11 protein-coding genes are annotated in these 13,951 nt (G+C 63.2%); 4 read left to right on the top strand and 7 right to left on the bottom strand.

The genetic code is table 11. The features are described from left to right. Positions 1 to 43: 43 nt before the first annotated feature. Positions 44 to 1,687 carry a histidine ammonia-lyase gene (gene hutH, locus M0D67_RS32230; RefSeq protein WP_266241009.1) on the top strand — a complete coding sequence of 548 codons (1,644 nt, stop codon included), beginning with the start codon at positions 44 to 46 and terminating at the stop codon, positions 1,685 to 1,687. 213 nt (positions 1,688 to 1,900) lie between these two features. Then, positions 1,901 to 2,584, top strand: coding sequence for a histidine utilization repressor (hutC, locus tag M0D67_RS32225; RefSeq protein ID WP_154566065.1), 684 nt, complete (start codon positions 1,901 to 1,903; stop codon positions 2,582 to 2,584). A gap of 37 nt (positions 2,585 to 2,621) precedes the next feature. Here the strand turns inward: hutC (M0D67_RS32225) and hutC (M0D67_RS32220) are convergent, their stop codons facing one another. The 5 genes from hutC (M0D67_RS32220) to M0D67_RS32200 all read right to left on the bottom strand — a co-directional run bounded on the left by hutC (M0D67_RS32220) (position 2,622) and on the right by M0D67_RS32200 (position 6,581). Next, positions 2,622 to 3,422: a histidine utilization repressor gene (hutC, locus tag M0D67_RS32220; protein ID WP_154566040.1), complete on the bottom strand. Its 801-nt coding sequence runs from the start codon at positions 3,420 to 3,422 to the stop codon at positions 2,622 to 2,624. Between the two features lie 70 nt (positions 3,423 to 3,492). Next, positions 3,493 to 4,362, bottom strand: coding sequence for an amino acid ABC transporter ATP-binding protein (locus M0D67_RS32215; RefSeq protein WP_154566041.1), 870 nt, complete (start codon positions 4,360 to 4,362; stop codon positions 3,493 to 3,495). Between the two features lie 20 nt (positions 4,363 to 4,382). After that, positions 4,383 to 5,045, bottom strand: coding sequence for an amino acid ABC transporter permease (locus tag M0D67_RS32210; protein ID WP_154566042.1), 663 nt, complete (start codon positions 5,043 to 5,045; stop codon positions 4,383 to 4,385). A 30-nt stretch (positions 5,046 to 5,075) separates the two neighbouring features. Further along, on the bottom strand, positions 5,076 to 5,726 hold the full coding sequence (locus tag M0D67_RS32205) for an amino acid ABC transporter permease (RefSeq protein WP_054040252.1): 651 nt from the start codon (positions 5,724 to 5,726) through the stop codon (positions 5,076 to 5,078). Positions 5,727 to 5,753: 27 nt separating this feature from the next. Then, complete coding sequence (locus M0D67_RS32200; RefSeq protein WP_154566043.1) at positions 5,754 to 6,581, bottom strand: transporter substrate-binding domain-containing protein; 828 nt, start codon at positions 6,579 to 6,581, stop codon at positions 5,754 to 5,756. A 275-nt stretch (positions 6,582 to 6,856) separates the two neighbouring features. Between M0D67_RS32200 and M0D67_RS32195 the strand changes: the two genes are divergently transcribed. Both M0D67_RS32195 and M0D67_RS32190 read left to right on the top strand, forming a co-directional pair. Next, a complete protein-coding gene (locus tag M0D67_RS32195) occupies positions 6,857 to 7,846 on the top strand; it encodes an isopenicillin N synthase family oxygenase (protein WP_266241008.1) in 990 nt (329 codons plus the stop codon). Beyond that, positions 7,843 to 9,291: an FAD-binding oxidoreductase gene (locus M0D67_RS32190; RefSeq protein ID WP_266241007.1), complete on the top strand. Its 1,449-nt coding sequence runs from the start codon at positions 7,843 to 7,845 to the stop codon at positions 9,289 to 9,291. Before M0D67_RS32195 ends, M0D67_RS32190 begins: the two co-directional genes overlap by 4 nt. 63 nt (positions 9,292 to 9,354) lie before the next feature. Here the strand turns inward: M0D67_RS32190 and M0D67_RS32185 are convergent, their stop codons facing one another. Beyond that, positions 9,355 to 12,765 (bottom strand): alpha/beta fold hydrolase, encoded by a 3,411-nt coding sequence (locus tag M0D67_RS32185; RefSeq protein ID WP_266241006.1) that lies wholly within the window; start codon positions 12,763 to 12,765, stop codon positions 9,355 to 9,357. A 212-nt stretch (positions 12,766 to 12,977) separates the two neighbouring features. Beyond that, complete coding sequence (locus M0D67_RS32180; RefSeq protein WP_154566046.1) at positions 12,978 to 13,769, bottom strand: hypothetical protein; 792 nt, start codon at positions 13,767 to 13,769, stop codon at positions 12,978 to 12,980. Between the last annotated feature and the right edge of the window lie 182 nt (positions 13,770 to 13,951).

Here is a 13,951-nt window from a genome sequence, read left to right as displayed (position 1 = left end):
TGGCTGGTTGCCACTTCGTTACTTCACCGCACAGAGCACTATCATGGCCGTGATCCGTTCCGATCGTCCTCTCGACTGGGTTCAGGTGGCGGCCATCGCCGCTGGCGAACCGCTCGAGCTTTCCACCGATGCCCGCTCGCGTATCCGGGCGGCACGCGTGCTTGTCGAGCAGATCGTCGAGCGCGGGATTCGCGCGTACGGCGTGAATACCGGCGTCGGCGCGTTGTGCGACGTAATCGTGTCGCCGTCCGAACAGCGCACGCTGTCGCGCAATATTCTGATGAGTCATGCGGTAGGCGTGGGCGCGCCGCTCGGTGTTGCCGAGACGCGCGCGATCATGGCGGCGGCCGTCAACAATTTTGCACACGGGCATTCGGGGATTCGCCTCGAAGTCGCGGATCAACTGGTCGCGTTGCTCAATGCCGATTGCCTGCCGGAAGTGCCGGCGTTCGGCTCGGTAGGTTATCTGAGCCATATGGCGCATATCGCGCTCGTCTGTATCGGCGAGGGGCATGTGCGCTATCGCGGCGAGCGTCTCAAAGGGCGCGATGCGTTGCAACTGCTCGGCCTTGAACCGCTGGTGCTCGACGCGAAGGAGGGTTTAAGCCTCGTCAACGGCACGCCGTGCGTGACGGGTCTCGCCGCGTTGGCGCTGTCGCGCGCCGCCCGTTTGCTCGACTGGACCGACGTGGTCGCCGCGATGAGCTTCGAGAATCTGCGTGGTCAACTCGCGGCCTTCGACGAAGACTCGCTGGCGCTGCGCATTTCGCCGGGCCTGAACCTGGTCGGCGAACGCATGCGTACCGCGCTCGCCGATAGCGGCATTCTTGCCGCGGTGGTCGGCCAGCGCACGCAGGATCCGCTGAGCATGCGGACCATTCCGCACGTACATGGTGCCGCGCGTGACGTGCTCACTGGGACCGCCGACGTGGTCAATCGCGAACTCGCGTCGATTACCGACAACCCGATCGTCGCCGGCACGCCGGAAGAGCCACGTGTCTATTCGCAGGCGCACGCGGTGGGGGCATCGATCGCACTGGCGATGGACAGCCTTGCCACCGCGATCGCGCAAGTCGCGGCGATGGCCGAGCGGCGTCTCGACCGTCTCGTCAATCCGCTCGTGAGCGGCTTGCCGGCGTTTCTCGCGGAGCCGGGCGGCACCTGTTCGGGCTTCATGATCGCGCAGTACACGGCGGCCTCGCTGGTCGCGCAGAACCGGCGCCTCGCGATGCCCGCGAGTCTCGACGGCGGCATCACATCCGGTCTGCAGGAAGACCACCTGTGCCATGCCACGCCCGCTGCGCTGAAAGCGTTGGAGATCGTCGACAACGCCGGGCGCATCATCGCCATCGAATTGCTGGCGGCGGCACAAGCCTACGATCTGCAAAGCATCGACGCACCGCGCGCGCCGCACACCGATGCGCTCTGGCAACGCATACGCCGCGCTGTGCCGACGTATCGCGACGATCGGCCGCTCGCGGACGACATGAGCATCGCGTTTCGCATCATCGCCGACGAAACACCGCCGCCGCTGCCAAACCCGGGTAATATTCGGCCCGGGCTGGACGCTTCGGTTAGCGACGCAGCTCGCGCCGCATTTGCGAGCGTGACGAGCGTTGGCGCGGCGGGGAAGCTTGGCGCCGACGCGGCGGCCAACGACGGCCGGGCCACTGCCCACGCAGGCTGACGACGCTCGTTGCTGCAATGGCGTGGCCGGCTCGAATGGATGAATCAGATAGATGGAGACAAAGCCGGTGAGCGGGCTTACCCGCCGGTGAACCGGCCTAACGTGTACCACCCGCGTACCACCCACGAGGTCGACGTGAACACTATTACAAACGCGCAAACCGCAGACACGCAGGACCGCCCGGGTCGCACCCCTGAGACACCCGCCAAGGCGATGCCCGCCTATGAGCAGATCAAGCGCTATGTAATCAGGCGCATCAGCGAGGGCGACTGGAAGCCGGGCGGCCTGATCCCATCCGAAACGGAGCTGGTCAAGGAATTCGGTGTCGCGCGCATGACGGTATCGCGCGCGCTGCGTGAGCTCACCACCGAACGCGTGCTGACGCGCGTGCAAGGTTCCGGCACGTTCGTCGCGCCACAGCGCTACGAATCCACGGTGCTGGAAATCCGCAATATCGCCGACGAAATCGCCGCACGTGGCCATCGCCATTCCGCACGTGTGCTGACGCTCGAACCCAGCGACGATCAGCAAGCGCTCGAAGCGCTCGGTCTTGCCAGCGGCCCGGCGTTTCACTCGTGCATCGTACACAGCGAAGAGGGCGAGCCGATCCAGTACGAAGATCGCTACGTCAATCCGAAGGTGTTCCCCGAGTACCTGGAGCAGGACTTCACTGTCGAGACGCCGAATCACTACATGGTGCGGCTCGCGCCGATCCAGCGCGCGGAGTTTCGTATCTATGCGCAGAAGCCCGACGCGTATGTGCGGCGGCATCTGATGATGGATATCGGCGAGCCTTGCCTGCAGCTATGGCGCCGCACATGGGTCGGCGATGATGTGGCGACGTCGGTGCAACTGTGGCATCCGGCGTCGCGTTTCCATCTGGCGGGCAACGTGTGAATGGCAGGAAGCGGGCGAGGGCACGGCGCTCGCGCCGCTAGCCCTGGCGCTGCGACAGATCCGGCGTGAATCGGCAACCCAGCCGATACCGCGAGCCCGGATGCACGAAACGCGCGAACGTGACCGCAACGCCGCTCGTCCATGTGCGGCGCATCAGCGTCAGGCACGGCTCATCGGCGCGAATTTCCAGCCACTCGGCTTCGGCGCGCGTCGGCAGACCCGCGTCGACGACATGCTCGACGTCATGCGCCGGCACGGTCTCGAACAGATACTCGGACGGCCTCGTCGTAGAGAAATCCTGCTTCAGGAAGTCCGGCGCCGTGACCGGATTGACGTAGCGGTCTTCGAGCTGCACCGGCAGACCGTTCTCGCGATGCACGCAAATCACATGAAACACGGAAGCGCCGGGCGCAAGCCCTAATGCGTTCGACACCGTCACCGGCGCAGTTTCGCGTTGCGAGAGGACGGTATCGTAGCTGTATTCGTGACCGCGCGAGCGGATCTCGTCGCCGATATGGGCGATCATCAGCAGCGTCGATTGCGGCTTGGTTTGCGCAACGAAGGTGCCGACGCCGGACACGCGGGTAACGAGGCCTTCATCGGCGAGTTCGCGCAGCGCGCGGTTCACCGTCATGCGCGACACGCCTAACGTCGCGACCAGGTCCAGCTCGGACGGCAGACGGTCGCCCGCTTGCCGCGCGCCCGATTCGATGATCTGGCGGATGTGGGTCTTGACCTGTTCGTAGCGGGCGGCCGGTGCGTCAGTCACCACGCGCGCGGTTTTCATCGCCGCGGCGGGCGGATTGTCGTGAGCTTTGCTGCGAACGGTGGAGGACATCGGCGGCCCTTGCGCTACAGTCCGCGTGAACTGCACGAGCCAGCCGAATCGGGAGGGCATCGGCGCAAGTTCATACCGGCTCCGCATCATCCGGACCGCGCGCCCAGAAGGCATTGCGGTCGAAGTAGTTTTGCAGGAACTGCCGCAAACGCGGCTGCCCGGCATCGTGAAAGACCTCGCGCGGCTTGCCTTGCACGGCGATGCGCCCCTGATCGATGAACATCACCTTGTCGGCGACCTGCGCGGCAAAGCCCATTTCGTGCGTGACGACAGCCATCGTCATGCCGTCGCGCGCGAGCTGCTTCATCACTTGCAATACTTCGCCGACCAGTTCGGGATCGAGCGCCGAGGTCGGCTCGTCGAATAGCATGATGTGCGGCTCCATTGCCAGCGCGCGAGCAATTGCAACGCGCTGCTGCTGGCCGCCCGAGAGTTTCGACGGGTAGGCATCTCCCTTATGCGCGAGGCCAACGGTTTCCAGCATCGCATTGGCGCGGCGGCGCGCTTCATCGCGTGACAGACTGCGCACGCGCAGCAACGCTTCCATCACATTGCCGAGCGCCGTCATATGCGGCCACAGATTGAATTGCTGAAACACCATGCCGACGTTGCGCCGCACGCGATTGATCTCGCCTTGCGACGCTCGCACGCGTTTTCCATTGCGCTCGCTGTAACCGAGCAGTTCGCCTTCGATGCGCACGTCGCCCTGATCGTAGGTTTCGAGCGCGGCGAGGCAGCGCAGCAGCGTGCTCTTACCCGAGCCCGATGGGCCGATGATGCAGACCACTTCGGAGCGGGCGATCTCGAGATCGACGCCGCGCAGTACTTCGACCTCGCCAAAGCGTTTCTTCAGGTCGCGCACTTCGATCAGCGGCGCGCCGGGCGGTGTATCGAAGGCAGCGGTGGAAGTGGAGGACGGCATGTCGGCGATAGCGTTCATAAGATGGTCCGGATTTCCGTTCATGCCATGAAGCGCGCGATGCGGGTTTCGGCCCACATGCCCGCGCGCGAGGTCAATTCGACCAGCGCGAGATAGCACACGCACAGCACCAGCAGCGTTTCGACAAAAGCGAAGGTGGCCGAACCGATGCCGGTCAGCACGAACGTGAGCTCGGGGACGGTGACGATCGACAGCACCGCGGTTTCCTTGCTCAGCACGATAATCAGATTGGTCAACGCCGGCACGATCAGCACCAGCATTTGCGGCACCTGAATGCGCAGGACGGCTTGCCAGCGGGTGAGTCCGAGACAGGCTGCCGCTTCGAGATGACCCGGCGGCACCGATTGAAAGCCGGAGCGAAAGGCTTCGGCGAAATACGCGCTGCCGTAGAGGCCTAATCCGAGCACACCGGCTGTCATCGGTTCGAGCGTGAGGCCGAAGGACGGGCCGCCGTAGTACAGCAAAAACAGTTGCACCAGAAATGGCGTGCCGCGAAACAGTTCGATGTAGAAGCGCAATACGCCGCGCACCCAGCGTCCGCAAAAGAGCTGCAGCACGGCGATGAGAAAGCCGATCAGAATGCCGATCGCGACGCCCGCGGCCCAGGTGCCGAGCGTGGTCGCGAGACCGGCGGCAATCGGCTGCAGGTTGTGTGTAATGACGGTGGGGTCGAGCTTTTGCATGGCCTATTTCAATCTCAAGCTCTAGGTGGGTCAGGCGTGCTGCAAACGGTATTCGGCGGCGTGCGCGACGAGCGCCAGCGTGCCGCAGATCACGAAGTAAATCAGCCCGGCAGCGACGTAGGCTTCGAGCGGCCGATAGGTGCTGGCCGCGATGTTCTGCGCAGTGCGCGTCAGTTCGGCCACACCCACCACCGAAATCAGCGACGAAGCCTTGATCAGCAGCACCATTTCGTTGACGAGCGAAGGCAGCGTCAAGCGAAACGCCTGCGGCACCAGAATGCGCCGCAGCATATCGAACGGTGAGAGCCCGAGCATGCGCGCGGCTTCGAGATGGCCCGGCGGAATGCTGAGAAAGCCGCCGCGCAGAATCTCGGCGATATAGGAAGCGGAGCACAGCGACACGGCGCTGATTGCCGCGACGATGGGCGATACGTTGATCCCGGCGAACGGCAGCAGGTAATACACCAGCAGCAGTTGCACCAGCATCGGCACGCCGCGAAAAAAGAACACGTAGGCGCCGCCGAACATGCGCGCCCAGCGCTTCGGGGAGAGGCGTGCGGCACACACGCCGATCGCGACGAAGAAACCGATCAGGAGGCCCGTCAGTGAAATGCCGATGGTAGCGAGTGCCGCATGCAGCAGCAGCGGCAGGCCCTGGAGGAAGACGGTCGTGCTGAACATACGCGTCGCACTCGCTAGATCAGTGCATCAATAGTTCGGCGTCGGCATCGTTGTCGGCGCATCCATCGCGACACCGAACCACTTTTTCTGCAAGGTCGCGAGGCGCCCGTCGTTGTGCATTTTCACGAGCGCGGCGTTGAAAGCATCGGCGAGCGTCTTGCTGTCCGCGTCTTTACGCAGGCAGTAAGCAAAGTACACTTTCGCGCCGAACGGCGGCTGCACCACAGCGAAGGTTTCGGGACGTTGTTTCGCGACATACGCGATGTTGGTCATCGAGTTCGCGACCGCCGCGATGCGGCCGGCGGCGAGATCGGCGTAGGCCTGATTGTTGTCGACGTATTCGCGGATTTCAGGCGGCTTCGGCAAGGTGGCGACGTAGGTCTTCAACTGGTCGAGCTGGGCCGAGCCTTTGCCCGCGCCGACCGTCTTGCCGGCGATATCCGACGATTGCTTGACGGCGGAATCGTTGGCGCGCTTGAGCAGCGCGTCGGTGGCGTCCGCGATCGGCAGGGTGTACGTGTAGCGTTCCATGCGCGCCTTCGTGACTGTCAGTGGGCCGCCCACCATATCGAACTTGCCGGCTTCGAGACCCGGCAGCACGCTCGGCCACGGCAAGTCGATGAAGCGCACCTTGACGCCCATTTCCTTGCCGACCTCGGCGAACAGGTCCTTATTGAAGCCCGCTTGCTGGCCGTTTTCAAGGAAGTCGAACGGCGCGAACTGCATCTCGGTGCCCACCACCAGTTCGCCTGCTTTCTTCACTTTGGCGAGCTGGTCTTCCGCGTGGGCGGTGACGCTTGCCGCGCACAACGCCAGCATGACCAAACGACACTTCCAGCCTGCAAGGATGCTCATGGGATTCTCCGGTTGGCAAAGCGGTGTCGCGCGAAAGCGGTTCGTCAGCATGGACCGGCGCGAGTCATGCGATGCAGTATATACCGCAGTTTTCGCGCGAAATAAATAAACGCACGAGTAGAGAAAAGCCCTTACGTGAAGCCCCGCAAAGCAACTTGCGGGTACGCTTTTGGCGGTATATACAACTGGAATGCACGAGGCACGCGAGCTTGTCGCGACTGATTCATCAGCCTCTTTCGTCGGTTGAATTGACTAGCCCTCCAGGGAGCAACGCAATGCCCGTGACCCGCATTCCGATCATCGATCTTGCCGGCGTGCGTGCCGGCGACCCGCAGGCTTTGACGCGCGTGGCGTACGAAATCCGCGAAGCGTGCACGACGATCGGCTTCTTCTACATCGTCAATCACGGCGTGCCGCAAGCGGCAATCGATGCGGCCGAACAGGTGGCGCGCACGTTCTTTGCGTTTCCGGTGGAGACGAAGCGGCGTGCGGCGGTCAATCAACGGCATCGCGGTTTCAACGCGCTCGGCGACGCCACCATGTATCAGGCCAAGCGTCCCGACTACAAGGAGTTCTTCAGCATCGGCCTGGAGCTGCCTGAGGACGATCCCGATGTGCGTGCGGGCCAGGCGCTGCGAGGGCCGAACAACTGGCCGGATTTCATGCCTGAGTTGCGGCCTGCGCTCTACGGCTATTACGAAGCGGTCGCCGCATGCGGCGCCGATCTGCTGCGTGCCGTGGCCGTGAGTCTCGGCGTCGACGAACATTTCTTCGCACCGCGCTATACGAAGCGGATGCAGCGCACGCAGATGGTCTACTATCCGCCGCAGCCGCCCCAATCGGACGCGGATCAGTTCGGCGTCGCGCCGCATACCGACTACGGCTGCATTACCTTGCTGTGGCAGGATCAGGTGGGGGGCTTGCAGGTGCGTGAGATCGCCAACGATACGTGGGTCGATGCGCCGCCGATCGAGGGCAGCTTCGTGGTGAACGTCGGCGACCTGTTGGCGCGCTGGACCAATGACCGCTTCCGCTCCACCTTGCATCGCGTGATCAATGCGTCGGGGCGCGAGCGCTATTCGATCGCGACGTTCTATGATCCCACTTACGGTGCGATGGTCGATCCGCGTGAGCTCGGCACGAGTGAGGCCGAACTCAAGTATCAGCCAGTCGCTGCGGGTGACTACATCCTCGGGCGAATCAATGATTCGATGGGCTATCGCAAGAAACGGGCGGTTGAAGGAACGCAAGGAACCACTGCATGACGGATAACAGTTTGGCAAACGGCGTCGCAAGCAGCGTGGGCAGCAACGCAAACGTCAGCGCAGCGCCGCTTTCCGCAACGCTCGACGCGCTGCGCGCCGCGCTCGGGGCCGACGCAGTGCGCGTTGGCGAGCAGATCGGCGAGCACGCGATGACCGATTGGACCCGCCACGATCCGACACGTCCCGCCGCGCTGCTTTTGCCGCGCAGCACGGAAGAAGTCTCGCGCGCGCTGGCCATTTGCCACGCAGCGCATCAACCGGTGGTGCCGCAGGGCGGCATGACCGGTCTCGCAGGTGGCGCGATTGCGCGCGCGACAGATATCGCGTTGTCGCTCGAACGGCTCACCGGCGTCGAAGAAATCGACACCGCGTCGGCCACGCTGACCGTGCGCGCCGGCACGACTTTGCAAACCGCGCAGGAAGCCGCCGCCGAAGCGGGTTTCGAACTCGCCCTCGATCTGGGCGCGCGCGGCTCGTGCCAGATCGGCGGCAATCTGGCGACTAACGCGGGCGGCAATCGCGTGATCCAGTCGGGCACCGCGCGCGATCAGGTGCTCGGCCTCGAAGTCGTGCTCGCCAACGGCGACGTGCTGACTTCGCTCGGCAAGATGGTCAAGAACAACACCGGCTACGACCTCAAACACTGGTTCATCGGTTCGGAAGGCACGCTCGGCGTGATCACGCGCGCGGTGCTGCGGCTCCATCCGCCACGCGCGGCGCGCCACACCGCGCTCGTCGCGCTCGACGATTACGCCGCCGCCGTGAACCTGCTGCGCCGCCTGTCGACGCGCTTTGGCAACGACATCGGCGCGTTCGAGATCATGTGGCCGGATTTCTACGATTTCGGCGTGAAGCTGACGGGCACGCGCTCGCCATTCGCCGACTCGCACCCGCTCTATGCACTGATCGAACACGGGAGCTTCGACGCGGGTGACGACGGCGAACGCTTCTCTGCCGTGCTGACCGAAGCGCTCGATTCAGAAGCGATCCGCGACGCGGTGATCGCGCAATCGGTGGCCGACGTGCGGGCGTTATGGGCGATTCGCGAATGCACTGCGGAGTTTCCGGTGCGGCTCGATCCGATCAACTTTGACGTGAGTTTGCCCATCGGCGAAATCGGCGCTTTCGTCGATCGTTGCCGCGCAGCGCTCGATCAGCGCTGGCCTGGCAACGTGTCGTATTTCTTCGGCCATATCGGCGATTCGAATCTGCATGTCACCGTCGACGGTCATTCGATCCCCGGCGTCGATCATCACGCGGTGTATGCGTTCGTCTATGGGATGCTGGGACCGTTGCACGGTTCGGTATCGGCGGAACACGGGATCGGCTTGCTCAAGCGCGAGTTCTTGCCGATCTCGCGCTCGCCGGCTGAATTGGCTGCAATGGCGGCCATCAAACATGCGCTGGACCCGCACGGCATTCTGAATCCGGGCAAGTTGTTTTGAACAGGGTGCGCCGCGCGCCAGCGGTTCGCGGGCGTAACGCGCGGCTACGCCCTGGCCGTTCCGTCAATGCGCATTCAGATACCGCGCAATCACCGGATAGACATCCACCGCCGCGTTCTTGCCGAAGATACAGTCGATGTGCCCGTAGCCGGGAATCAGATGCCGTTCATACGGCTGCTCGGGCCATTGCTCGACCAGCATGTCATAGGTCAGCAAGGTGCTCTTCGGCAGATAGGTTTCGTTTTTCTCGCCATGGATAAAGCCGATCGGCAGGCGCAAACCATCCAGGCCCTTCATGCCGTCAGCGCCACTCAGATAGACGTCTCGGCCTTCGGCATCGACGACCTTGCCCGCTCGCACCATTGCAGCGAGATGCTTGAAGACGGAGACGTCGTGCACGCCGAGCAGTTCCTGCAGATTCGAATGAAGCGTCTCATTTAGCTGCTCGTGTTCGTAGAGCAGGCCGTAAAGGAAGGTCGCCCGGTGGCAGATCGGGCTGCCGCAGCCCTGTTTATGACTGAGCGGGTAGAGCCGCAATGCTTCATCGAGCAGGTTCTGGGGCCACGACCTGTGCTCCGTAAAAGCGGTCAGATCGAGCACGCCTAAATGCTCCATGATGTCCGGGACATGCAACCCGCACTTGATCTTTTCCAGCGTGCCCGGCACCGGATGCGCCGAGACCTGCGAGATGACCGCCGAGCGCACGCCCTTGAGGCCGTACAGCAACGACATGGTCAACGCCAACCCACCCATGCAGTGGCCCAGCACCTGAATGTCCGGCACGTTGGTCAACTCCCGCACTTTGGCGACCGCGGCCGGAATGTCCTCACGGGCAACCTTGTCGACATTGGTCGGTACCAGCACGCTCGGCATCTCGATGCTGACGCGCAGATCGACGAGCCACACGTCGTAGCCGGCTGCGCAGAGATATTCCACCAGGTTGGTTCCGATCAGATCGGTGGAGTAGATCCGGCTCGACACGCCCGAACCGTGGATCAGCAGCACGGGGCGCAACGGTTTGTCGGGCGGCCCGGCGTAGCGCGTGAGTCGAAGCGTGGTCCCGTCGGCTGTGTCGAAGAAGACGACTTGCGGCACGGGCGCGCGTAGCGCGCGCTTGAGGCGCGGCTCCGCCTTCGGATCATAAAACTGCAAGGGCGCGGCCACGCCGCCATACTCGGTGAACAGCACGCCCGCGAAAAACTTGCCGAACTTCAGGGTCCATTCAAGGCGCGACGTCAGGTCGGGCGTGTTGGTGACCTCGAGCGTGCGTTGCTGCTTGAGGAAATTCTCGGGCGTAATGATCAGCGTTGCTTTGCCGATCGCCGGCGCATCCGCTTGCGCCGAGTCGCGGAGTTCGGCGTACAGCGTGTTGGTCTGGTCCCATAGATTGATCGGCGACGTACGCGTGATGATTTTCTGTCCCGTCAGGTAGTACTTCTTGCCTTCCGTGGAATTGAGCGTCATGCGGTAATTCATGTTGCGCTCGTCCACATCCGATTCGTCGACCACGAACAGGTTGAAGGTGCCGTCCGTGATCGTCATCGGTTGCGCGGAGAGCGCGGGACAGGTCAGCGTGCCCGTAGTGTGGGCCAGATGTTGCGGATTGCTCAGCATATCGGCCAGATCGTCCGATTCCACCGTCAGTGTGAATTCGATCGGGCTGGTAGCAGCTTCGCCCGCCACTGCCGGCGTATAAGTGCCAATCATCGTTTCGGTGAAGCGCAGGCCGATCTTCTGGGGCGTGGGCGTAGCGGCCGTGCCCTTGGCCTCGTAATCGATGTTCCAGCCTCGCGCGTTGGCGAGCAGCGCACAATTGCGTTCCGCCAGCGCGGAAATCGTCAGCAGCGGATTGACGCCGAGCGACATCGGCATGACCGCGCCGTCCATCACGTATAGGCCTTCGTGCACCGCATTTCCGGTCGTGCCGCTAAAGACTCGACCCTCATGATCGACGACGCCACGTGCCGCGTCCTCGCCCATGCCGCAGCCGCCGAGCGGATGCACGGTGACAATCTGGTCGCCGAGCATTTTGGTCGAAATCGGGTTGCGCATGTATTTGCCGCCGAGCGGCGCCTGCGCCTTCTCGAGCGTTTCTTCGACGGTCTGGAAGATCGGCTGCTTGCCTGCGTTCGGCCAGGCGATGCGCGGCCTGCCTTTGTCGTTCACGCTGATCTGGCCGCTTTCGTCGTCATGCGCCATCACCAGGTAGGTTTGCGTGTGATTGAGGGCGCCGTGATAGGGGCCCCGCAGGAAGCTCTCGATCACGCGCGCGTCGTAGCCGAGCGGTTCCCCGGCGTCGCGCGGCGTGGGAATGTCGACGCCTTCGAACGACGCGGCGCCGCCGAGCAGGGCCACCAGCGCGGCGCCGACTGGCCCGGCAAGCGAGCCTTCTTCGATTACGAAGCCGTCGGTCACGTTAGCGGTGTTGCGGTGGTCGATGATGCCGGTAATGGTCGGTCCGACCGGTGGGATGTCCCCCTTCTTGTGGGCACCCCAGCCGACGCCGTTGATCACGTCTTCGGTGTTGTAGGCGAAGGCCAGCACGTCGCCATTGCCGGTGAAGTGCTGGCCGAGCATGTCCGACACGCTTAAGCCCTCCTTGCGCGAGCGCAACAGCAGGGCGGTCGAACCGATCGTGCCGGCCGACATGATGACGACATCGGCGCTCACGAACAGATCGGGTGCGTCATAACTCTCGCGGCCCAGCTTCACTTCCTGAAAGTGCACGATCCACTTTTGTGTGGCGGCGTCGCGCAACACCGAATGCACCGCTGCGCCGGTAAAAATATGGGCGCCGTGCGCGACCGCATCGGGCAGGTAGTTCATGTGCGTCGAATTTTTCGCGTCGTAGTTGCAACCCGAGTTGCAATCGCCGCATCCGACACAGGCTTTCTGCTCGACGCCCGCAGCGTTGATGCGGTCCTCGAAAGTGACCGTGACCGGCGGGGGGTAAAAGCGGTCTTCCATGCCGAGCGCCTGCGCGGATTTTTTGAGCGCCAGCAGTTTCGGCAACTGCAAAAAATCGCCGGACACCGCCGACGGTTGCAGCATGGCGCGAGCCAGTTCATAGCCCTTGTCGCGTCCCGCCTTGTCGGCGCGGAGCGCCTCGGGCCAGCGGTCGTCGTCCCATAGGCGCGGTTCGGCTTCGAGCGCGACATTTGCGTTGATCAGCGAGGTGCCGCCCAGTCCGCAGCCCACCACCGCATTCACGTCTTCATTCACGTGGACTTCGAGCAGCGCGAGCGGCGAGCCGATTTGTGCGAGCGCGGTGTTGTATTGCACCTCGGTGGCGCCTTCGATCGGCGTGCGCGGATAGTCGCCGGCCATGAATTCGCGCCCGCGTTCCAGCACGCACACGTTTTTGCCGGCACGCGCCATACGGCTCGCGGCAATCGCCCCGCCATATCCCGATCCCACCACCACCACGTCGTAATGCGACTGAATTGCTGTCAGGGCGCTCGATAAGCGGTTCATTCAGACCACCTCGTCAGGAAGGGGATGCCGGGTAGGGGAACCCGGACTTCGGAAGGAAGACGGCGTGCGGCTGCGGCTTTTTTATCGTAGGCGGTGCGCGATGACAAAAAAAGGCGCATCGTACGTGGCGCGCGGCGTTTGCATGGGGCGTGTTCGATTTTTGGAAAAGGGAGAGAACCGCCGTCGGCCCACGCTGGCCTGTCAACGCGCTATTAGGCGGCTACTTCATTCATTTCGCTGTCGCTCGATTCGGCGGCGAGCAGGTTCAAGGCGATCAGAATCGCCGCGCGGTTGTCGAGATCGATCGCGATGCCGAGGACGTCAATCAGCCAGCGGCCGATCTTGGTATTGGAAAATTCGTCGGCCCCGGCCGTCTTTTTCATGGTGACGCCAAGTTTGACGGCGCGATAGTGATACGAGGGCACACGATGCTGAGCAGCGACGGCCGACAGACCGCCTTTTCCTTCCGAGCACCAGCCGAGGCTGCCGGCCAGCACGATGCGCTCCGGCTCGTCGAGGCTGTCGATAAAAGTCCGTGCCGCGAGCCGCACGCGTTGTTCGTCGAGGCCGTATTGCAGCAACACGCTTTCGACCGGATCTTCCAGTGCTTGCGCGTGCAGATCGATTTCCTGCGCCATGCCTTCGTTTTCCATCGACACGTTGCGTTGATGGCCGGCGCTACGCAGACAGTCGATCAGGTAACGGCGAAAATACGCGCACAGTGCATAGCCGTTGGACGGCGCGCTGTCGGCGCAGGCATTCGTTTCCGTGTGGCCGGGCGCGAGGCGCAGTACTTTCGCGTAGATGAACTGCGCGACCAGTTCTTCCTTGTCTTCGCCGAGCGCCTGCAATTCAAGCGGGTGGTAGGTGCGTAGCGCCCGCTTGACCAGATCGACCATCGACACCATTTCGTCGGCGGACAACTGGGTACGGCGACGCCACAGGTCGGGCAGGATCGCATCGTCGAGATTGCGGACGAACGCGTGGCTCGGAACTGCGCCCATGAAAACCTCCATAAAGGGTTAGGCAATGAGCGCGGGGAGCCTCGACTGCAGGCAAAGAAGGGGGTGTTGGAACTTTTGAGCCGCGCTGGAATGTGAAGCCAGTATGGTTTCCGGCGGGCGCTTCGCCTATATGGATTAAGTGGTAGCTGATGGGTAAACTGCCGGGTAAACCATCCGGTCAG

Source organism: Paraburkholderia sp. SECH4 (assembly GCF_030511745.1).
Taxonomy (GTDB): domain Bacteria; phylum Pseudomonadota; class Gammaproteobacteria; order Burkholderiales; family Burkholderiaceae; genus Paraburkholderia; species Paraburkholderia madseniana.
Note: the sequence above shows the minus strand (reverse complement) of the source record. Positions and strands in the feature narration are given on the sequence as shown.